Here is a 22,787-nt window from a genome sequence, read left to right on the forward strand (position 1 = left end):
AGAAATACCTGATTATATAATAATCTATATATTTGAAACATTCATTTAGAAAGCAAAAAAATCTATCAAACTATGATAAAAAGTAGGATCTGCAAGTGTACGTGATCGCTTATCCAGTAATTGTCTTGTTATTTATTCTAACCTTAATGTTACTATCAAAAGTATTAAAGGTTAAGTGACAATTAATAGTAGATTTAAAGCAGGTTACTTTCACTATTGTAATTCCTTTTAATAGATAGGAATTTTGGATTTCTAATAGGTATATTTCAAAAAATGATCTTGTATTCAAAAAACTAGGAGGATTTAAATGGGGAAAAAAGTTAATAAAACAAGCTTCTAAGAAGTCTGGCCAGAAACAACAGCAGCTGGATCGTATTATACAAAGCACGGAACACATGTTGCCGGTATAATTGGTGGTCGCGCGTAGCGGATAGTGAGTATAAAACACTTGGTGCAGCACCAGATGCAGATATTTATGCTTTCCGTGTACTTTGTCAATATGGAAGCGGACTAAGTGATGGTATTATTGCTGCAATTTATAATGCAGTAAAAGATGGCATGGATGTTATCAATATGCATGGATAATTCAAAGTAAAATAAAAAGAGAAAATTTTCAAAACATTGCAATAAGGGGGAGTTAAATTGTCAAAACGTAAGTTAAAGAACATTTTTGTATCTACGGCGATGAGTGCTTTATTACTGTCATCTGTCATTCCATACAACGTGCTAGCGTCATCATCAACACCTATCGATCCTTTTCATCAGGATTCGAGCGCTCCACAGTTGACGAAAGAACAAATTGCGGCATTGAATCATTACAGCATAGGTGGTCCAGAAATTTCGTCTAAAATCGATACAACAAGCGCGGAACCTGTTCGCGTCATTGTTGAATTCAAGCAAGCACCGGCGAAAGTAGCTGTCATGCAGGCATTAGTCGCTGGAGACGAGACAACCTTAAAAGAAGAGAAACAAGCAGTCACGGATACGCATAAACAATTCCGTTCGTTTATCGAAGGATTATCTGCGCATCAACCGAGCGTCAATGCGGTCACTGCAAATGCAGTCACGGTAAATACTGTTACTGCAGAAAATGCAGCTGGAACATCCTCTGAGATCGAAATTACGCACGAATATCAGAACGCGTTGAATGGGGTAGCAATGACTCTTCCAGGAACAATGGTCGAGAGACTGTTAGATTCAGGGCTTGTCAGAAATGTCTCTGCGGACGAAAAGGTCACCATCGACCCGATTGAAACGACTGCTGTGTCACAACAAAGCGTGGAAGGACTAAAAGAAAATTCGATCCCACTTCCGGGTATTGATGCACTTCATAACGAAGGCATTAAAGGAAACGGTATTAAAGTTGGTGTGATTGATACGGGGATTGATTACAACCATCCTGATTTAACGGATGTGTATAAAGGGTACCGAAAACAAGAAGGTGTGAACCCGAATACGATTGACCCGAAATCGGTTAAGGGTTGGGATTTCATCGATAACGATGCGGATCCGATGGAAACAACCTATGATGACTGGGTGAATAATGGTAAGCCAGTCACAACAGGCCGTGAATACCCGACGTTCCACGGTACGCACGTATCTGGAACGATCGCAGCACAATCGAAAGCGCCTATCGAAAATCCGGCACAAGGAGTTGCCCCTGGCGTTGATTTATATGTCTACCGCGTACTAGGTCCTTACGGATCTGGTTCTATGAGCGGGATTGTTGCAGGAATTGACAAGTCCGTTAGTGACGGAATGAAAGTCATTAACCTGTCACTTGGTGCAGGTAGTAACGATCCACTATCACCATCAGCCATCGCGGTGAACAATGCGACATTAGCTGGTGTAACGTGCGTCATTGCAGCAGGAAACGCAGGTAATTATGCCTATACACTTGGCACACCTGGGGCAGCGGCGCTTCCGATTACGGTTGGTGCAAGTGACTTCTCGGTGTCGATACCGACCGCAACGGCGACAGTTGGTAACGAAACGTTCACCAACTTTAAGTTGCTTGGAAAAGGGTTCAATGACCATGTGGAAACACTTGCGAATAAAACCTATCCGGTGGTATTTGTCGGCTTAGGTGGCGAGGATGATTTCAAAGGTATTGATTTGCACGGGAAAATAGCATTGATTCAGCGTGGAACATATTCATTAGCTTCTAAAATTGTCAATGCACAAAAAGCAGGCGCAGTGGCGGCCATCCTGTACAACAATATCGACGGCGACATCGATAACTATTTAGGAAGTGATGTTGGTTTTATTCCAACCTTCCGCATGTCAAAAGCAGACGGCGAACGCTTAAAAGCAGCTGCAGAAACAGCTGCGATTACATTTACTGAAATCGGGTCAATGGTCACAGAAGGTAACCATTTGGCCAGCTTCAGTTCAAGAGGACCGGTTACGTCAACCTTTGACATTAAACCGGACGTTGTGGCTCCTGGGGTATCGGTTTACTCGACGTATCCAGAATTTATCCACAGTCCAGAACCAGGAATTGATTACTCACAAGCGTATGCTCGTATTTCGGGTACATCCATGGCAACTCCGCACGTAGCAGGGATTGCTGCACTGATTTTACAAGCACACCCAGATTACAAACCGGCTGATGTCAAAGCAGCCTTGATGAATAGTGCGGACAAACTAAACGGCGACTATTCCGTGTACGAAGTAGGCGCAGGTGAAGTAGATGTAGCAGAAGCCGTTCATAACGATATGGCATTCAAGGTACAAGACACTACGTTAAAGAGTGATGGAAATGGTGGCATTGTCACGATCGGGTATGAAAAAGGCGCATTGACGTTTGGTGCTGTTTACAAAAAAGACGGTAGCACAAACACAGCAAACCGTACGATTGTCTTTAAAAACCGCGGTAGCCAAGCGAAAACATTTGACATTTCGGCTGAATATAGTAAACCGGTGGATAATGTAAGTGCAAGTGTAAGTAACGCAGATGCAAACCATGTAACCGTCACGACTTCTTCAGCATCTGTTACAGTCGCTGCAGGCGCGTCAACAAATGTAACGGCAACGGTTAACGTGCCTGCGAGCGCAGAGATGGGAAGATATGAAGGGTATGTGAACATGGTCAACCATGACAATCCAAACGAACACTATCGCATTCCATTCTCGACCTACTTTGTTGAAAAAGGAATCGGATCCTCCGAGATCGCGCTTCCAGCCATCACAACGGAGCTTTGGAGACATCCATATATGGCTTCTCAAAGTCGCTCTCTCTTTTTCAGATTAAACAGCCCGATGAAAGATATGTGGCTGATCATCCACGATAAAGACGGAAAAGCACTTGGAGCCGTTTCGTCAAAACCATTTAGCTTAAACAGTGCTCCTATTGGTCAGGATCTAAGAACAACTTTCTCGGCAACGTATTATCCGTTTTTCGGCGATCCGAAAGATGAAAAAACAGACAGCACTAAGCCATTGGCGCTACTGCCAGAAGGTGAGTATACAATCAAAATTCGTACAACAGATGCAGATGCGGTGAGATACGAGGTCGGTAATCAAAAGTTTATCATCGATAACACGTTACCGAAGTTGACAACAGACAAGAAACCTGGCGTCTATGAGCTAAGTGATTCGGACTTTACCGATGAACAAGCAAATGACGGGAATACGTACCATGCGTTTTGGCTTCATGCGAATGTTTGGGACGAGGGAACGGGTAAATTAGCCTCTTCAGGCTACACACAGGCTGATAATACGCTCATGTATTCCTTCAATCAAAAAGCCGTAATGAACGGACATTTCGAACTGGATGCAAATGGGGATACAAAGTTCGGTGTTGAAAAATCTGATATTGAGAATGGTCCACTAACAGCCAGACTATTCCCTATGGATGTGGCGAGAAATGGGGAAATTTTAAATATATCCCCTTACTATGCATTTGTTAAAAAAGGCACGCCTTATGTGGTGCCGACTTACGATAAGGAAAAAGTCTATCTAAATGACACGTTGACGATGACATTAAATCTAAATAACGTAAAGGATTTGATGGCTGGAAACTACGATGTAGGATTCTATGATTGGCTCTTCCAGTTCCAAGGTGTAAAAGTGAACCCAGAATTCCAGCAGTATGCGGATGCACACGGATTAACAGTAAGTATCGATCAACCAAATGTGAAGGATCACCCTAAATATCCAGAAAATAAAAGCACGGTGAATGCGGGCGCTCATATCAGCGGCGGTGAAGATTTCAATGGATTCAGCGGTGATATGCCATTCCTTGATGTGACCTTTAAACTCTATGATGACGGAATGTACGGTGCTTACTATGACACGATGGAAGTCGAAGAGAATACAGTGCCATTCACGTATACACAATACGGTAAAGAAGAGCGGGTTGTTATCCCATCATTTAACAATATTAACCAATACAAAATCATACCAACGAAATCTCATTTGGTAACTTTTACCCATCTTCAAGCGTTCTATGGGAACTTTGCGATGGATTATTCCATCATAGGAGCGAAAGCATACGCGCAATTGACAGACGGGACAAAAGTGCCAGGAACGATTTCTAAAGCCGGTTATGTAGATTTTAATCAAATTCCTTTATCGAATGATCCCATCGAGTTCGTCGTTGAAGCACCAGGACACTTGAAGAGCATTCAGAAACTGACGCTTCCTGGTGTGAAAACACCGTGGGGAGAAGTCGTCGGTCAGTTTGTACAAACACCAGGTACTCAACCCGTTGCAGCAGCAGGTGATGTAAACGGAGACGGTGTCATTGACGTACTTGACGTCAAACAAGTAGCGAAAAAATACGGTGTTCAAAAACTAGCTCCTTACAACATCGAAGACTTGAACCGCGATGGTATTGTTAATGCAACGGATATGAATTTTCTGGTTGCAAGTTTATACAAAACAAATCCAGATGCGACCATCACGCCAAAAGAAATGGTTGACGGTAAAGTTAGCACAGAATTCTTCAACGTGTTAGGTATTAAATCTCTTGTGAACACATTGAAAGCAACAACAAAAACGAATCATACAGTAACACTGAATTGGCTAGCAGCTGTTGATGCGACGAATGTAAAAATTGAAAAATCAACGGACGGCTTAATATGGACGGCGGCTACAACAGCAAGTCCAGTAGCCATTGATTCCAATTCAGCTGTTGTGACGGGATTAAACGAAAACACGACGTACAAATTCCGCGTAACGGTAACAGGTGGATTAAACGCTGGTTTTTCAAATGTGGCAACGGCAACAACGGATGTCACGTTACCTCCAAACGCACCAGTTGTGAAAGGTCTTGGAGATAACGAAACAAGCATTTCAGGTAAAACAGAACCAAATGCAACAGTGACTGTGAAAAAAGACGGAAACGTTATCGTAACAGGAACGGCAAATGAAGCGGGAGACTTTACACTTCCAATCGAGCTTCAAAAAGCAGGAACAGTTTTAACAATTAGCGTGGCAAATGCAGAAGGAAAAGTGAGCGAAGAAGTATCAATCACCGTTTCAGACCTAACAGCACCAAATGCGCCAGTTGTTGGAAACGTTGGTGACAGTGATAGAATCGTTACAGGAACAACGGAAGCAAATGCAAATGTTGTAGTTAGCAGCACAAACGGTGCACTTGGCACGGCGAAAGCAGATAAAAATGGAAACTATACGGTGGCAATCACTCCTCAAAAAGCAGGCACCGTGCTAATGGTTACAGCTACAGACGATTCTGGCAACCAAAGCAAAGCAGTTTCTGTAACGGTTCTAGACGTGACAGCGCCTCTTGCGCCAAGTGTGAACCCTTTTACAGACCATGACACGATCGTTTCGGGTACTACCGAAGGCAATGCGACTGTAACTGTGAAGCTAAATGGGAAAGTAATTGGAATAAAACAAGCTAGTGAAAACGGTAATTTCAACTTGGAAATCGGCAAGCAAAAAGCAGGATCCGTTTTAACGGTCAGTGCATCAGATAAAACAGGTAACGTAAGTGCTGAACAAAAAGTGACGGTTCTGAAGAAGCAGGCACTACGCTAGTCGTGAAAATCGACGGGAAACTAGCAACAAAAGACAATGTTTCAAGCAAAGACACATTCACAGCTACTATATCTAAGCTTGGTAAGGAAAACCATACGAATATCCTTACTGTAGTTGATATAGCATGAAACGTGAGCAATTCTGTAAAACGTACCATCACTGTTAAGTAAGAAAAAAGCAATCGGCTACATCAACTCGCATTTGAAACTCATGATCTTTAGACATGAGTGGAAAATGCGAGTTTTTTTGTTTTGTGGAAAATTCTTCTGATACTCCTGAACCTGCAAGGAAGAGGAGTAACGCTGCAACACCGATTTACATACTTTCTATTAATTGATTTACTTTATTGATAATGGCTTTAATTATTCCACCATACCTCTTAATCGTAAAAATAATTACCATTGCACAAAAATTGCACAGACTTAATAGAAAAAATAGATATAAAAGACGATCCTTGCATAAAATTACATTGACTACTTGATTTAACGGACTTTATTGACCTAAAATATTCAATAATACTGAATAATCCTCGCATCCTGTAATTGACAGGGTTGAGGTCGGGGGTTCATTACATCAACCGTCCTTTAGGTCTCATATAGAAGAAGAGGAGGTTTGCATAAACCTCCTCAATTATTTGCTCAATCCTATCAATAAACCAAAAAACTAGTCACATCTTTGGTCACAACTTGGTCACGGATTAGATGTTTTTATATTTTATTAGATAAAATTAAATGATATATAACTTGTTAAAAAGTCCATTAAATCAAGACTTTACACCATTATATAAAACTAGATGGAATCAAAAAAGATATCTTCCTACTAACTTCAAAACTGCTTGAGACCTGGGTACAATGAAACGTGTGTCTTGTCCCTATTTTTTAATATTTTCTGTTTTTGTATTCTTAATTTAGCAAAGAATTGATGGGGATTTCTTGCAAAAAGGTCTTATAACCCTTAGCGGACAAGGAGTTAAGTTGGTTGTATAATGGTGGCTAGTTGGTGGCAGGCTGGTGGCAAAACCAAACATATTGTCACCAATTACATCTGTTTATATCATAGATAGAAATAATAAAATCCCATTATATCAACGATTTCAAACTAAAACTGTTACAATCCGATTGACTTCACTTCCTTGACAGGGAAGTGTTTATTAGTGATTCAGTTTATGTAACGAAAGCGTTTATCTCGTTTTACCTTTACATCGTACTCATCAATATACTCCACAATTTTCAGACGAAAAAATAAAAGCCCATCTCATAATCGAAATGGACCCAGATTTGATTTACGGCAATTTTGCGGCAAATAATTAATTATATAAAATAAAAAACCTTGTAAATCAGTCAAAAACACTGATTTAACAAGGTTTTTAATATGTCCCAGAGAGGATTCGAACCTCCGACCTACAGTTTAGGAAACTGTTGCTCTATCCTGCTGAGCTACTGAGACAAATGAAATGAAATTATTTTGTTCCAAACGCACAATTAGAAGTGTCGTCCTGATCTCAGAAAGATTATTCAAGAAGCAACTCGATCAGTACGCTGAAGTATATCAATGAAGCATATTCGATCGTGCTCTATCCTGCTGAGCTACTGAGACAAATGAAATAAAAATATTTTGTTCCAAACTCACAATTAGAAATGTCGTCCTGATCTCAGAAAGATTATTCAAGAAGCAGCTCGATCAGTACGCTGAAGTAAATCAATGGAGCATATTCGATCGTGCTCTATCCTACTGAGCTACTGAGACAAATTTAAAGGAAAATCTCTCCTTTAATAGGAACGTTATTTATTATAGTTTGTTATTAGCAAAAGGTCAATAAAAAAGTTGCTGTTATTGGATCGGCAGGTTTCTGGCCACTTCGATTTGTTTCGCACCTTTTTCACGAAAGATCAACCAGACGATTATACTGAGCCCAATTAATAATCCTTCCAGCGATAAAATGTACCAAGGGTAGGGTCCTAAAACATCTAATAAACTCGCACTGTCAGGTTTATGACTTAAGAACATATAATTTCCGCCCACCAACTTATTGATTATCATAATAATCGGCAGGAGCACATTCAAAAAGATACACAGTTTTAATACTGACCAGATTGTCGGTCGGTATCCCTTGGTCCATGTAAAATAAAGAGGTACCCAGATTTCCATCAAATGTGTATAGAAAAAATGGAAAAAACGAAAATGAGGAAAGTCATAATTTAATGAAGGAGTGATTAGTGCCTGTATAGCACCTAATAATGCCGTAAATAATAATATTTCATAGATTATTTTTTTCTTCGTTAACAATAAAATGACTGTTAAGATCAGACTGATACTGCACAATTCTAGAGGGATGGCATGACTAACATTCCAGCTTCCTGTCATTAGCATCCATAAATGATAGGAAACTTCCATTATAATTAATGATATAGCGACCCAAATTTCTGTTCGTCTACAATGCGTGGTATTCAACTTATCTCTAAAAAGGAAAAGGCAGACAGAAACTAGGAGTAAGATTGTAATAATAACAAAATGACTTAAAGAAAACATTTCAAAATCATAGTTTTTGAAACTGCGGTCAAACACTCCACCCATTTAACCACCCCTGTTCTCCGTAATCCTCAGATAACATTACCTTTTCTATTTATATGTAATTATATTCGATGGATTTGCTTTTACACCTCTTTGAGAATATAAAATATATCTTTTTTACTCATGTTAAGAATTAGGATTTTTCTTCCTCAAAAAGTCCTTTCGAAATATGTTATAATGATTTGTCGAAGAAAATCGAAAAAAAGAAAAGCGGAAGCGCCTTGCATAGGGGCGACAGGCATAAGACGAGCCGGCGAGAAGGTTGCTCTTTAACCTTCTTGACGGATTGGCTTATGACCCGAGCCCCTAGGCGCTGAAGCTAGACAGTAATTTAAATTTAGTGGAGGTCATTATGGCTGCATATACGCCGATGATACAACAATACTTAACAATCAAGGCAGACTACCAAGATGCCTTTTTATTTTTTCGCTTAGGCGATTTTTATGAAATGTTTTTTGATGATGCAATCAAAGCTTCACAGGAATTAGAAATAACCTTAACGAGCAGGCAGGGTGGGAGTGACGACCGGATTCCGATGTGCGGTGTTCCCTACCATGCGGCAGCCAACTATATTGAACAATTGATTGCAAAAGGCTATAAAGTAGCCATTTGTGAGCAAACGGAAGACCCGAAGCTGACCAAAGGGATGGTTAAAAGGGAAGTTGTCCAATTGGTCACACCGGGAACGGTGATGGAAGGTAAGGGTTTAAGTGATAAAGAGAACAACTATATTGCCTCGATTACCAGTTTCGATGACGAAACCTATGGATTTGCCTACAATGATATCTCAACTGGTGAAAGCCGAGTAACGTTGTTGTCAAATAATTTTGATGAAGTTTTAAATGAGTTAGCGGTTTTAAGTGCGAAGGAAGTAGTGGTGGCCAGTAACTTTGACGGCGATTTGCAAAAGAAACTTCGTGAACGGGACGTCCTAGCGATTTCGTTTGAAGATAATAGTTCAATAGATATGAATTTTTCTAACCTGCTGAAAGATTTGAATCAAGAAAAATTAAAGCAAACCATCGCGCGACTGTTTAACTATTTATACCGGTCGCAAAAAAGAAGTTTGGATCATCTTCAGCCAGTCACTACCTATCAAATCCATCAATATATGAAAATTGATTACTATTCAAAGCGTAATCTGGAATTAACAGAAACGATTCGTTCGAAAGGAAAGAAAGGATCATTATTATGGCTCCTTGATGAGACGATGACCGCAATGGGCGGCAGGATGTTAAAGCACTGGATCGACCGTCCGTTAATCAGTCAAAATGAAATTGAATCGCGCCAAACCATAGTCGAAGTGTTACTATCTTATTATTTTGAGCGTCAGGAACTTCGTGAAAAGCTAAAAGAAGTTTACGATTTAGAACGCTTAGCAGGAAGAGTAGCTTTTGGAAATATTAATGCACGTGATTTGGTCCAATTGAAGCGTTCGCTAATGCAGGTACCTTACTTGAAACAAATCCTGGCAGGCATGCAGAATGAAAAGGTAAGCCAAATCGCTGAACTACTTGATCCTTGCGAAGAAATCACCGATCTATTGGAGCAGGCGATAATTGAAAATCCACCGCTTTCCTTAAAAGAAGGCAATATGATTCGTGACGGATACAATGCCCAACTGGATCAATATCGTGATGCCAGCCGGAACGGGAAAACGTGGATTGCTCAGCTGGAACGAGAAGAACGGGAGAAGACCGGCATCAAGTCACTGAAAGTCGGATATAACCGTGTCTTTGGTTACTATATAGAAATTACACGTGCAAACCTGCATCTTTTACAAGAAGGGCAGTACGAACGGAAACAAACGTTATCAAATGCCGAACGGTTTATCACTCCTGATTTAAAGGAAAAAGAAGCATTAATTTTACAAGCAGAAGAAAAATGCGGTGAGCTGGAATATGAATTGTTCACCGAAATTCGCGAAATTGTCAAGGAACAAATCCCGCGTTTACAGGCTTTGGCAAAAACGATAAGCGAACTGGATGTCCTGCAGTGCTTTGCCCAAGTGAGTGAAGACCGACACTATATAAAACCGCAGTTTTCAATAGAAGGCCGGGTTGTGGTAAAGGAAGGCCGTCATCCAGTGGTTGAAAAGGTATTAAACGCCCAGGAATACGTTCCAAATGATTGCTTCATGGACAGCGACCGGGAAGTCTTATTGATAACAGGCCCGAATATGTCAGGGAAAAGTACCTATATGCGCCAAATCGCTTTGATCGCGATCTTAGCGCAAATTGGCTGTTACGTCCCAGCCTCCGAAGCGGTGCTGCCGATTTTTGACCAAGTATTCACCCGTATTGGTGCAGCGGATGATTTAATTTCAGGACAAAGTACCTTTATGGTCGAAATGCTTGAAGCCAAAAATGCAATTTCAAATGCAACTCAAAACAGCTTAATCTTATTTGACGAAATTGGGCGTGGAACCTCTACGTATGATGGAATGGCCCTTGCTCAAGCCATCATTGAATACATTCACACAAATATTGGAGCAAAAACACTTTTTTCCACCCATTATCATGAATTAACGATTTTAGAAGAAGAACTACCAAAGTTAAAAAACATCCACGTCAGTGCGATTGAACATAATGGAAAAGTGGTTTTTCTTCATAAAATTAAAGAGGGACCAGCGGATAAGAGTTATGGTATTCATGTTGCCCAACTGGCGGGATTGCCATCAGGTTTAATCAGCCGTGCTAATGAAATATTAACTGCACTTGAGCAGTCTGATCCTCAGGATAGCAAGCCAAAAATGGAAGCAATAAAAGAAGTGCAGGTAGAAGAGCAGCCTGCCCAACTATCCTTCTTTGATGAGCCAAAAGATGTGAAAAAGCAAGAACTATCATCGAAGGAAAAACGAGTAATTGAAAAAATGAAGGATCTTGATATATTGGATTTAACACCACTTCAGGCCATTAACATGTTGTATGAACTCCAGAAAAAGTTAAAGTAGGGGGGTGAATCCGAATGGGTAAAATTATTCAATTAGATGATGCCTTATCCAATAAAATCGCGGCAGGTGAAGTAGTGGAACGCCCTGCCTCTGTGGTAAAAGAGCTGGTCGAAAATTCAATAGATGCTGGCAGCACAGTGATTGAAATTGAGGTGGAAGAAGCGGGACTCGCTAAAATCCGCATTACCGATAATGGAAATGGGATAGAGGAAGAGGATGTTTTACTCGCCTTTCAACGCCATGCCACCTCTAAAATAAAGAATGAAAATGATTTGTTCCGGATCCGGACCCTTGGTTTCCGGGGGGAGGCACTGCCGAGTGTCGCCTCCGTTTCAAGGCTCGAGATGAAAACTTCTATCGGTGAAGGGGCCGGAAACAGATTAGTCATTGAAGGCGGAAAAGTCGAAATATTTGAGAAGGCTTCAAGCAGGCGCGGCACAGATATTACGATTACCGATTTATTTTTCAACACACCCGCCCGCTTGAAGTATATGAAGACAATTCATACGGAACTTGGGAATATTACAGATGTCGTGAATCGATTGGCACTGTCCCATCCAGAGGTAGCTTTCCGTCTCATTCATAATGAGAGGAAATTGTTACAAACGAATGGGAACGGTGATGTTCGTCAGGTCTTAGCATCGATTTATGGAATCGGGATTGCCAAACAGCTTGTTCCGATCTCGGGTCAATCGCTCGATTATAAAATTACTGGATTTGCTTCGATGCCAGAGGTAACCAGGGCTTCAAGAAATTATATTTCTACGATGATCAATGGTCGTTTTATTAAAAACTATCCATTAGCCAAGGCAATCCAGGAAGGTTACCACACATTGCTTCCAATTGGCAGGTTCCCAATTGTTCTCCTTAATATAGAAATGGACCCATTGCTTGTCGATGTCAATGTTCATCCCTCGAAAATGGAGGTTCGCATAAGTAAGGAAGCAGAATTGAATGAACTCGTCACAACGATGATCAAAGAGGAGTTTAAATCGAAAATCCTAATCCCGACAGCCTATACAGCGGTGAAAAAGGATATACCGAAGGAAGAACAGACCTCGTTAGCCCTTGATGAAGGTACAAAACCTCCAACCGAGAGAAAAGAGTTGGAATGGAATCAACCTGCGGCAACGGGAATCGTTCAAGAGAAACGTCCATGGCTAGAGGTGCCAGATCGGGAAACACCATTTACAAAATTACCGATTCCACACGAAATCGAAGAGGCGGTCGAACCTGACAACTGGTACTCGGCCAATCCATTTAGCAATTCAAATGCTCAGTCAGATGAAGGCGACATCAGTGTTGAACCAAACCGTGATCGAATTGAAACAGATTCTGTTACATTCCACCGTGATCCAATTGAGACAGATTCTGTTCCATCAGAGAGCAGGGTTCCGCGGTTATATCCAATCGGGCAAATGCACGGAACCTATATTTTTGCTCAGAATGAAAATGGACTGTATATCATTGATCAGCATGCTGCGCAGGAGCGGTTAAAGTACGAATATTTTCGGGAAAAAGTAGGACGGGTCCAATCCGAGTTACAAGAAATGCTGGTGCCGTTAACCTTTGAATATTCAACGGATGAATTCTTGAAAATCAATGAATACCAGAGTGAGCTCGAAAAGGTCGGGGTTTTTCTTGAGGAATTCGGGATGAATAGTTTTATTGTTCGTTCCCACCCGCAATGGTTCCCAAAAGGGGAAGAAAAACAGATTATTGAAGAGATGGTTGAACAGCTTTTATTAATGAAGAAGGTAGATATTAAAAAACTTCGTGAAGAAGCAGCGATTATGATGAGCTGCAAAGCATCGATTAAAGCGAATCGCCACTTACGAAATGACGAGATCCAAGCTCTCTTAGATGATCTCCGAAAAGCTTCTGATCCATTCACCTGTCCGCATGGCAGGCCGATTATCGTCCATTATTCGATTTATGAGATGGAGAAAATGTTTAAACGGGTGATGTAACAGAGAGGAACGTTCCTAGTAACTAGGGGCGTTCTTTTTTTTGAAAGGGGAGGTTCTGAGAGCCCGAACCCAAAAAATAAAAAATCTGCAGAAAATAATATTCTGCAGATTTTGGAGATATCAATCATTGTTTACTTCACTGCTACTGGCAGCTTATTCATGTACATCAGGGCTTTTCCGGTTCCGATTGCAACTGATTCTAGTGGGTTTGGGGCAAGCTGAACAGGAACTACCATCTCTTGACTCAACCAAGCCTCCATCCCGTTTAATAAAGCTCCACCACCGGTTAGAATCACTCCGCGGTCTACGATGTCTCCGCTAAGCTCGGCTGGGCAATCTTCAAGGGTCGCACGAATGGCTTCCAAAATATGCAATAGTGCTTCCTTGATCGCTACACGAATTCCGTAGGATGATAGTTTAATAGTTTTTGGCAGCCCGGTTACAAGGTCGCGGCCGCGGACGTCCATGAAAATTTCTTCGTGGTCAATGAGAGCATAACCAATTTCCATTTTGATATTTTCCGCTGTTCTTTCTCCAATCAGGATATTATATTCTTTGCGAATATGTTGAATAATATCTTCATCGAGACGGTCACCGCCAATTTTAATGGAGTGACAGGCAACAACGCCACCAAAAGAGATAATAGCAACTTCCGTATTACCGCCGCCAATATCGACCACTACATTGGCAACAGGTTCATCAACAGGTAACCCTGCCCCAATTGCCGCTGCGACCGGTTCCTCAATTAAACTGATCTTCTTTGCTCCTGCTTGTTTTACCGCATCATTGATCGCTCTTCTCTCAACACTTGTAGAACCAGATGGGATACTTACCACTACATTTGGTTTACGCATCGAAAAGCCTATTTTTTTGGCCGCCTTACGCATGATGTGTTTTAGCAATTCAGTGGTTACATCGTAATCTGCAATAACTCCATCCTTCATCGGACGAATGGCAACGATTTTTTCAGGGGTCTTCCCAATCATTTCCTTAGCCTCGTGCCCAACCGCTACAACATTTTTGGTAACCGTATCGATTGCCACAACAGAGGGTTCATTAATCGCGATTCCTTTATTTTTACTATAAACTAGTATATTTGCTGTTCCTAAATCAATTCCAATATCAAAAGTTGATAACATCCTAGTTCACCTAATTTCGTTAGTTTTTCATTCTAAATATGCTACGCGTTAGTCTAACATAAACTTGGGGGTGGAAAGCGCTTTGTAAATGAACCGTTATCCTTTTGTAACTTTACAAGAAAATTATTCCTATTTGGTAATACAATTGAAAAAATAAATTCATGTGGAACAGTAGCATAGAAAAGAACTTTTATGTATATACTAGTTTGATGTTCAACTGCTTTTTAAATTTATGTTACGATGAAGGGGTGAAAGTGGAATCTTCAACCTGCTTTCACTGAAAATGGGATAAGGCAGTGTGAAAATATTGGATTCAAAACAAAAGTTATTAGTAATCATCGGACCAACTGCAGTAGGAAAGACAAAGTTAAGCATCGAAATGGCTAAACGCTATAATGGTGAAATCATTAGCGGCGACTCGATGCAAATCTATCGTGGTATGGATATTGGTACAGCGAAAATCACAAAGGATGAAATGGATGGGATTCCACATCACCTGATTGATATTAAGGAGCCTGATGAAAATTTTTCTGTAGCCGAATTTCAACTCCTTGTTCGAGCTAAGATCGATGAGATTGCCAAAAAAGGTAAGTTGCCCATCATTGCTGGCGGGACAGGGTTGTATATCCAGTCTGTCATTTATGATTATCAATTTTCCGATGTGCCTGGCGATGAGTCCTATCGTCTCATGCTTGAGGAAAGAGTTAAGGAAATAGGAAATGATGCACTGTATAAAGAATTGTTGGCGGTGGACCCTGAAAGTGCTTCACAAATCCATCCCAATAATGTTCGGAGAGTCATTCGTGCCCTTGAAATTTTTCATCTTACCGGGAAGACGATGCAAGAGTATCAGAGTACGCAACAACCTGACCTTTTGTACAATACAGCCATTGTTGGATTAACGATGGAACGAGAGAAGCTTTATGCGCGGATTAATGATCGCGTGGATATCATGATGGAGGAAGGGCTCATCGAGGAAGTAAAAGGTTTATACCAACAGGGTTTACGTGATTGTCAATCCATCCAAGCCATTGGCTATAAAGAAATGTTTGCGTATTTCGATGGTAAAGTGACATTAGATGAGGCAATAGCCAACTTGAAACAAAATTCTCGAAGATACGCGAAAAGACAATTGACTTGGTTTCGGAACAAGATGGAGGTTGCTTGGTTCGATATGACCGATGTGGAGAATATCTCAAAAAAAATAAAGGAAATTTCACATTGTGTTGAAGGAAAGCTTAAAGTAAAATCGAATACATATTAGTAGAGATAAAAGAGGAGGAAATACAAATGAAAACAACAATCAATATTCAGGACCAATATTTAAACCAGTGCCGCAAAGATAACATACATGTGACGGTCTTTTTATTAAACGGATTTCAATTAAGAGGCCAAATTAAGGGCTTTGATAATTTTACAGTTCTATTTGAATCAGAAGGAAAGCAGCAATTAGTTTATAAGCATGCGATCTCCACTTTTGCGCCGCAAAGAAATGTTCAGCTTGAATTGGATAACCAATAAGTTTTTAAGAGCCCATCCCAGGGCTTTTTTTATTTTCGAAAAAACTTTTTTAATGAAATTCAGAGTGCTTGAATACATATTAGTTGAAGGAGTATGCATTCCTTTATGCAAATATGAGTTCGGAATTTAGAGGATAAATTCTGAGTGGTATAAAAACCATTCTTTGGAAACTGTTGGCGAAAATGAGAGGTGAAAGCTTTGGACCAACCCATTCGAATGAAAAGTAACGGCCAAATAAGTGTTGTCCTCAATTCACAAAAAGGGAAAACCATAACAAAAGAGTTACCTGACTTTCAAGTTGTTCCAAAGGACATTCCTCCAGAGCACTCGGCTCTAAAGGAAATTGAAGAGGAGCTTGGGGCATTGGTTGGGATGGAAGAAATGAAAAAGATGATTAAGGAAATTTATGCTTGGATTTATGTGAATAAAAAACGAGAGGAAATGGGTTTGAAAGCAAGAAAACAAGCCCTTCATATGATGTTTAAAGGTAATCCAGGTACAGGAAAAACGACAGTAGCAAGACTAATCGGTAAGTTGTTTCTAAAAATGAATGTATTAACAAAAGGTCATTTAATTGAGGCTGAGCGGGCTGACCTTGTCGGAGAGTACATTGGTCACACCGCACAAAAGACAAGGGATTTAATCAAGAAGGCCCAAGGGGGAATATTGTTTATCGATGAGGCGTACTCTTTGGGTCGCGGTGGAGAAAAGGACTTTGGCAAAGAAGCTATTGATACCCTGGTTAAACATATGGAAGATAAACAACATGAGTTTATTCTTATTCTTGCAGGATATTCGCGGGAAATGGATCACTTCTTAACCCTTAATCCTGGACTTCATTCTCGATTTCCATTAGTTATTGATTTCCCTGATTACAATATCGAACAATTAATGGAAATTTCAGCAAGGATGTTACAAGAAAGAGAATACACATTTAGCCATGAAGCCGAAAAAAAAATGAAAGATCATTTAATATGGGTAAAAGCCGTATTAAGTCCAAATAGTTTTTCAAATGGAAGGTATGTCCGAAATATTATTGAAAAATCAATCCGCGCCCAGGCCATGAGGCTGCTCATGTTAAATAGTTATGATCGGCATGAATTAATGACACTGAGAAGTAATGATCTTGTGTTTGAGGAAGATTAAGCACAAAAAAACGGCAGATTTTTCGTAATCTGTCGTTTTTATATAGCTTCGTTGATTAATTTGCTTCGAGCTTACGAATTGGCAGTTTCCAATCATAGGTATATGAAAGGACGCGCAAAACGGTCACTAGAATAAATAATGTGTATAACTCCCAAGGATTTGCCGCAATCTTGAGCCCGATAAATAGACCTGTTAAAATGGCCCAGAGCGCATAAATTTCTGCTCTTAGTACAATTGGTTTTCTGCCTGCTAATAAATCACGAATGATTCCGCCGCCAATTCCGGTTAAGACTGCGGCAACGATAACGGCACTAAGTGGACGGTCCATGTTAACGGCATAAATGGCACCTTGGATGGCAAAAGCAGAAAGGCCGATTGCATCAAATAAGTTCCCCCATTTTTGCCAGTGTTTTAGCAGATTGCTTGGAAATAAAAACACAGCTGTTATCGATAACAAGGCAATTTGAAAAAATAAACCTTGGTCCCATAGTGCAGATACCGGAACACCAATTAACAGGTTTCGAATCGCCCCGCCGCCAAAAGCGGTGACAATCCCTAAAATGTAAACACCAAAAATATCATACTCTTCTTCCATCGCCACAATCGCACCGCTGACAGCGAAAGCAATCGTGCCAATCATACTTAAAACATCCCATGTCATTTGATCTGTTATCCCCTTGAAGTCTATTTTTTTAAAACACTATTTAAATAGTAAAAATGTAACTGATTAAAACATTAAAATTTTATCATGCTGTGGAAAAATTACAATAAGTTTTTTTGGGTATTTGGAGAAATTAGAGATTATAGCCTTTTTTTGTTATGATGAGAGGTAGATGTTTAGGAAGGAAGGATGCCTTTTGGAACAAAAAGAAACGAAAGAGAAAGTAATCCTTGTTGGATGTCAAACCAGTGGAGACGATGACTTACGTTTTCACTATTCAATGGAAGAGTTAGAGGCATTAACAGAAACCGCTCAGGGTGAAGTTTTGGTATCTGTCGTTCAAAAACGGGAGCGCCGTCATCCAGCTACATACATAGGTAAAGGAAAAGTGGAAGAGCTAAATGCGCTGGTGGAGGAACTTGAACCGGATGTCGTCATTTTTAATGATGAACTCTCTCCTAGTCAAAAGAGAAATCTCGCGACAGAACTAAATGCCAGGGTTATTGACCGGACCCAACTAATCTTAGATATCTTTGCACAAAGAGCGAGATCCAAAGAGGGAAAACTACAAGTCGAACTAGCCCAGATGCAATATATACTGCCTCGCCTTGCTGGTCAAGGGACGTCATTATCTCGTCTTGGTGGCGGAATTGGTACAAGAGGGCCTGGTGAAACGAAGTTAGAATCAGACCGCCGTCACATCCGCCGCCGTATTGATGAAATTAAAAGTCAACTCTCTGTCATCGTTCAGCACAGGGATCGATATAGAGAAAGACGGAAGAAAAATAAAACCTTCCAGGTCGCAATTGTTGGTTATACCAATGCCGGTAAATCAACCCTTTTTAATCGTTTATCGGAAGCTGAATCATATGAGGAAAATCAATTGTTCGCTACACTTGATCCAATGACGCGAAAATTAATCCTGCCGAGTGGTTTCTTAGCCTTGATTACGGATACGGTTGGTTTTATTCAAGATTTACCGACGACTCTTATTGCTGCCTTCAGGTCAACACTTGAAGAAGTGAAGGAAGCGGATTTGCTGCTCCATGTCGTGGATATGTCCAACCCGGACTATTTTCAGCATGAAAAAACGGTGAAAAAACTGCTGGATGACTTGGATGTTAAAGATATCCCGCAAATTACCGTTTATAATAAAAAAGACATTCAGCATCCAGATTTTGTTCCAACCGCTGACACACCGACCGCGTTTATTAGTGCATTTGATGAAGAGGACCGTCTGGCCTTAAAGCAGCAAATGGAAAAGGCAGTGATGGAAATGATGGATACCTACGAGGCAAGGATTCCCTCCACAGAAGGGAAACTGCTTTCTTTATTAAAAAATGAGACCATTTTAAGAGAACTGGTATTTGATGAAGGTGAAGAACTTTATCGCTGTAAAGGTTATACTTTAAAGGATCATCAAATAACGGGCCAATTACAGAATTATAAAAAGTAGATAGGAGATTCAACATGTTTCAACAGTTAAAAAATGGGGAAAAACTACAGCCCATTGTGAAAGAAGTAGAGCAACAAATTGCCGGGGTACATAAGGAAATTGATGAAAGAATCGAAACCAATCAATTTAGGGTTTTACAGAGTTTTCAAAAACACCGTGTCAGTGATTCTCATTTTATTCCGTCCACTGGTTATGGTTACGATGACATAGGCAGAGATACGCTGGAAATGGTCTATGCAGATGTCTTTGGCGGTGAGGCAGGCCTTGTTCGCTCACAAATCATTTCAGGTACTCATGCCATTTCCATCGCCTTATTTGGTGTTCTTCGCCCTGGGGATGAACTTCTTTATATTACGGGTAAACCGTATGATACTTTGGAAGAAATCGTTGGGCTTCGTGGGAATGGGGTTGGTTCTTTAAAAGAATTTGGCATTTCCTACGATAGTGTTGCACTAACTGATAAAGGTGAAATTAATTGGGATCAGGTGTCAGAGAAAATAAAACCGAATACGAAAATGATTGGTATTCAGCGTTCTAAGGGTTATGATACCAGACCTTCATTTACGGTGGCTGAAATTGGCCAAATGATTAAGTTTGTGAAAGAGATTAAACCAGATGTCGTTGTTTTTGTGGATAACTGCTATGGAGAATTTGTAGAAGAGACCGAGCCCTGCCATATAGGTGCAGACTTAATGGCTGGCTCCCTTATCAAGAATCCTGGTGGTGGCCTTGTGAAGACAGGCGGCTATATCGTTGGGAAGAAACAGTGGGTGGATGCCTGTTCGTATCGAATGACCTCACCTGGGATTGGGGCTGAAGCGGGTGCCTCCCTCTATAGTCTTCAGGAAATGTATCAAGGCTTTTTCCTTGCTCCCCATGTGGTCGGCCAAGCCTTAAAAGGTGCCGTATTTACAGCGGCGATGTTGGAGAAATTAGGGATGAATTCGTCTCCCAAATGGAATGCTAAAAGAACCGATTTAATTCAATCCGTTCAGTTCGATGATCGGGAGAAAATGATTGCTTTTTGTCAGGCCATTCAATTTGCGTCACCAATTAATTCTTATGTCACTCCACATGCGAGCTATATGCCAGGGTATGAGGACGACGTGATTATGGCAGCGGGCACCTTTATTCAGGGGGCGAGTATTGAACTCACCGCAGATGGACCGATTAGACCACCATATGTAGCTTACGTGCAAGGTGGATTAACCTATGCTCATGTTAAAATGGCTGTTTGTCTAGCGGTAGACCATTTAAAAGAGAAAGGATTAATGGAACTGTTTTAGTGATTAGGTAGTATTTTTTAAGTTGTCCAATTTTTTAAAAAAATTCGTGTAAGAAAATCTGCCATATCATTGACAACTTTTCTAACACGAAATATAATAACAATATGAATAAACACAAAGGGAGGAATAATTAGGTGAGTGGAAAGGAAATTCGCCGTTCCATGCCCCTGTTCCCGATCGGAACGGTCATGCAGCTAACGGAACTTACAGCCAGGCAAATTCGTTACTACGAAGAACACCAATTGATTTCTCCTGCTAGAACCGAAGGAAATAGACGTCTATATTGTTTGAATGATATTGATAGGCTTCTAGAAATTAAGGATCTAATTGATCAAGGTGTAAACATGGCTGGCATTAAACAATTGTTCCTTGTTAAGGAGCAACAATCAAACATTATTGAACAACAAACAGAGAAAACTAAACGCGAATTAACTGATGAACAACTAAGAAAACTACTACGCAACGAATTGATGCATTCAGGTCGAAACAATCGTTCTTCATTACGTCAGGGAGATATGTCAAGATTCTTTCATTAATATGAAAGCATCTTTTCTAAAAAATAGGGGGTAAGAACATGGCAAAGTATTCAAGAGAAGATATTAAAAGATTAGCTGTTGAGGAAAACGTAAAATTTATTCGTTTACAATTCACAGACATCCTTGGAACAATCAAAAACGTAGAGATTCCAATTTCTCAATTAGAAAAAGCACTTGATAATAAAATGATGTTTGACGGTTCTTCCATCGAAGGTTTTGTACGAATTGAAGAGTCTGATATGTTACTATATCCAGACCTTAACACATGGGTGGTATTCCCTTGGACAGCAGAAAAAGGGAAAGTTGCCCGCTTAATCTGTGATATTTATACTCCAGAAGGAAAACCATTTGAAGGGGATCCTCGTAATAACTTAAGAAGAGTATTAAAAGAAATGCAAGACCTTGGATTCACGAGCTTTAACTTAGGGCCTGAGCCAGAATTCTTCTTATTTAAATTAGACCAGCAGGGCGAACCATCATTAGACCTTAATGACAAAGGCGGATATTTTGATTTAGCGCCTATCGACCTTGGTGAAAACTGCCGTCGTGATATCGTGCTTGAACTAGAAGAAATGGGCTTTGAAATTGAAGCTTCCCACCATGAAGTGGCTCCAGGTCAGCATGAAATTGACTTTAAATATGCAGATGCATTAACAGCTTGTGACCAAATTCAAACTTTCAAGCTTGTGGTAAAAACAATTGCACGTAAACATGGTTTACACGCAACGTTTATGCCAAAACCATTGTATGGTGTTAATGGATCTGGAATGCACATGAACCTTTCATTGTTTAAAGAAGGAGCAAATTCATTCTTCGAACCATCGGGTGATCTAGAACTTAGTGATACAGCTCGTCAATTCATTGCAGGTATCCTTAAGCACGCTCCAGCCTTTACAGCGGTAACAAATCCAACAGTAAACTCTTATAAGCGTCTTGTTCCTGGTTATGAAGCACCATGCTATGTGGCTTGGTCAGCAAGAAACCGTTCACCATTAATTCGTATTCCTGCTTCTCGTGGCTTGAGTACACGTGTTGAAGTACGTAGTGTAGACCCATCAGCTAATCCATACTTAGCAATGGCTGTACTTCTAAAAGCTGGTTTAGACGGAATTAAAAACAAATTAACTCCTCCTGCACCAGTTGACAGAAACATCTATGTAATGAGCAAAGAAGAGAGAATCGAAGAAGGTATCGTCGATCTTCCTGCAACATTAGCTCAAGCATTAGACCAATTGAAATCTGATGAAGTAATTGTGTCTGGTCTTGGCGAGCACATTATGGAACACTTTGTTGAAGCGAAAGAAATTGAGTGGGATATGTTCCGTACAGTCGTTCACCAATGGGAACGCGATCAATATATGAGCATGTATTAATATCTAAAAAGTCCTGTCGCTCGTTGCGTCAGGGCTTTTACCTATTTGGGGCTGTTATTAAATTTGATAGCTTTACCCATTGATTGACGACCCGAATTGCTCGATATATCTACCTACGGTCAACAATAGCCCTGATTGACGACTTAAATTGCACATAATATCTGACTAC

Annotated in this window: 15 protein-coding genes and 1 tRNA gene; 12 read left to right on the forward strand and 4 right to left on the reverse strand. The window is 40.4% G+C overall.

Annotated elements, in window-relative coordinates; translation table 11 throughout:
- The first annotated feature begins 369 nt into the window (after window positions 1-369).
- Genes ACJ004_RS02995 through ACJ004_RS03005 form a run of 3 tightly spaced genes read left to right on the forward strand, consistent with a single transcriptional unit; the run spans window position 370 to window position 6,134 of the window.
- Window positions 370-585 carry a S8 family serine peptidase gene (locus ACJ004_RS02995; protein WP_410891270.1) on the forward strand — a complete coding sequence of 72 codons (216 nt, stop codon included), beginning with the start codon at window positions 370-372 and terminating at the stop codon, window positions 583-585.
- A gap of 57 nt (window positions 586-642) precedes the next feature.
- Window positions 643-6,006 carry a S8 family serine peptidase gene (locus tag ACJ004_RS03000; RefSeq protein WP_410891039.1) on the forward strand — a complete coding sequence of 1,788 codons (5,364 nt, stop codon included), beginning with the start codon at window positions 643-645 and terminating at the stop codon, window positions 6,004-6,006.
- 2 nt (window positions 6,007-6,008) lie between these two features.
- Window positions 6,009-6,134, forward strand: a complete 126-nt coding sequence (locus tag ACJ004_RS03005; protein WP_410891040.1) for a hypothetical protein — start codon at window positions 6,009-6,011, stop codon at window positions 6,132-6,134.
- Window positions 6,135-7,378: 1,244 nt separating this feature from the next.
- On the opposite strand, the gene ACJ004_RS03010 is transcribed toward ACJ004_RS03005, so the two are convergent.
- A tRNA-Arg gene (locus tag ACJ004_RS03010) sits at window positions 7,379-7,452 on the reverse strand.
- A gap of 384 nt (window positions 7,453-7,836) precedes the next feature.
- Window positions 7,837-8,580: a YwaF family protein gene (locus tag ACJ004_RS03015; protein WP_410891041.1), complete on the reverse strand. Its 744-nt coding sequence runs from the start codon at window positions 8,578-8,580 to the stop codon at window positions 7,837-7,839.
- Window positions 8,581-8,929: 349 nt separating this feature from the next.
- Here ACJ004_RS03015 and mutS point away from each other — a divergent pair, with 349 nt between their 5' ends.
- Both mutS and mutL read left to right on the forward strand, forming a co-directional pair.
- A complete protein-coding gene (mutS, locus tag ACJ004_RS03020; protein ID WP_410891042.1) occupies window positions 8,930-11,530 on the forward strand; it encodes a DNA mismatch repair protein MutS in 2,601 nt (866 codons plus the stop codon).
- 14 nt (window positions 11,531-11,544) lie between these two features.
- On the forward strand, window positions 11,545-13,500 hold the full coding sequence (mutL, locus tag ACJ004_RS03025; protein ID WP_410891043.1) for a DNA mismatch repair endonuclease MutL: 1,956 nt from the start codon (window positions 11,545-11,547) through the stop codon (window positions 13,498-13,500).
- Between the two features lie 131 nt (window positions 13,501-13,631).
- On the opposite strand, the gene mreBH is transcribed toward mutL, so the two are convergent.
- Window positions 13,632-14,639, reverse strand: a complete 1,008-nt coding sequence (mreBH, locus tag ACJ004_RS03030; RefSeq protein WP_410891044.1) for a rod-share determining protein MreBH — start codon at window positions 14,637-14,639, stop codon at window positions 13,632-13,634.
- A gap of 307 nt (window positions 14,640-14,946) precedes the next feature.
- Here mreBH and miaA point away from each other — a divergent pair, with 307 nt between their 5' ends.
- From miaA to spoVK, 3 genes are all read left to right on the forward strand, one after another.
- A complete protein-coding gene (gene miaA, locus ACJ004_RS03035) occupies window positions 14,947-15,903 on the forward strand; it encodes a tRNA (adenosine(37)-N6)-dimethylallyltransferase MiaA (RefSeq protein WP_410891271.1) in 957 nt (318 codons plus the stop codon).
- A 26-nt stretch (window positions 15,904-15,929) separates the two neighbouring features.
- Window positions 15,930-16,160: an RNA chaperone Hfq gene (gene hfq, locus ACJ004_RS03040; protein WP_410891045.1), complete on the forward strand. Its 231-nt coding sequence runs from the start codon at window positions 15,930-15,932 to the stop codon at window positions 16,158-16,160.
- A gap of 198 nt (window positions 16,161-16,358) precedes the next feature.
- A complete protein-coding gene (gene spoVK, locus ACJ004_RS03045) occupies window positions 16,359-17,306 on the forward strand; it encodes a stage V sporulation protein K (RefSeq protein ID WP_410891046.1) in 948 nt (315 codons plus the stop codon).
- 55 nt (window positions 17,307-17,361) lie between these two features.
- On the opposite strand, the gene ACJ004_RS03050 is transcribed toward spoVK, so the two are convergent.
- On the reverse strand, window positions 17,362-17,967 hold the full coding sequence (locus ACJ004_RS03050) for a trimeric intracellular cation channel family protein (protein ID WP_410891047.1): 606 nt from the start codon (window positions 17,965-17,967) through the stop codon (window positions 17,362-17,364).
- Between the two features lie 196 nt (window positions 17,968-18,163).
- Here ACJ004_RS03050 and hflX point away from each other — a divergent pair, with 196 nt between their 5' ends.
- The 4 genes from hflX to glnA all read left to right on the forward strand — a co-directional run bounded on the left by hflX (window position 18,164) and on the right by glnA (window position 22,618).
- The gene (gene hflX / locus ACJ004_RS03055; RefSeq protein ID WP_410891048.1) at window positions 18,164-19,423 is read left to right on the forward strand and encodes a GTPase HflX; all 1,260 of its coding nucleotides are present in this window, start codon (window positions 18,164-18,166) and stop codon (window positions 19,421-19,423) included.
- 14 nt (window positions 19,424-19,437) lie between these two features.
- Window positions 19,438-20,709, forward strand: coding sequence for a methionine gamma-lyase family protein (locus ACJ004_RS03060; RefSeq protein WP_410891049.1), 1,272 nt, complete (start codon window positions 19,438-19,440; stop codon window positions 20,707-20,709).
- A 134-nt stretch (window positions 20,710-20,843) separates the two neighbouring features.
- On the forward strand, window positions 20,844-21,245 hold the full coding sequence (locus tag ACJ004_RS03065) for a MerR family transcriptional regulator (protein ID WP_410891050.1): 402 nt from the start codon (window positions 20,844-20,846) through the stop codon (window positions 21,243-21,245).
- Between the two features lie 38 nt (window positions 21,246-21,283).
- Complete coding sequence (glnA, locus tag ACJ004_RS03070; protein WP_410891051.1) at window positions 21,284-22,618, forward strand: type I glutamate--ammonia ligase; 1,335 nt, start codon at window positions 21,284-21,286, stop codon at window positions 22,616-22,618.
- The last annotated feature ends 169 nt before the right edge of the window (window positions 22,619-22,787 follow it).

The organism is Neobacillus sp. 204 (assembly GCF_046562815.1).
Classification (GTDB): domain Bacteria; phylum Bacillota; class Bacilli; order Bacillales; family Cytobacillaceae; genus Neobacillus.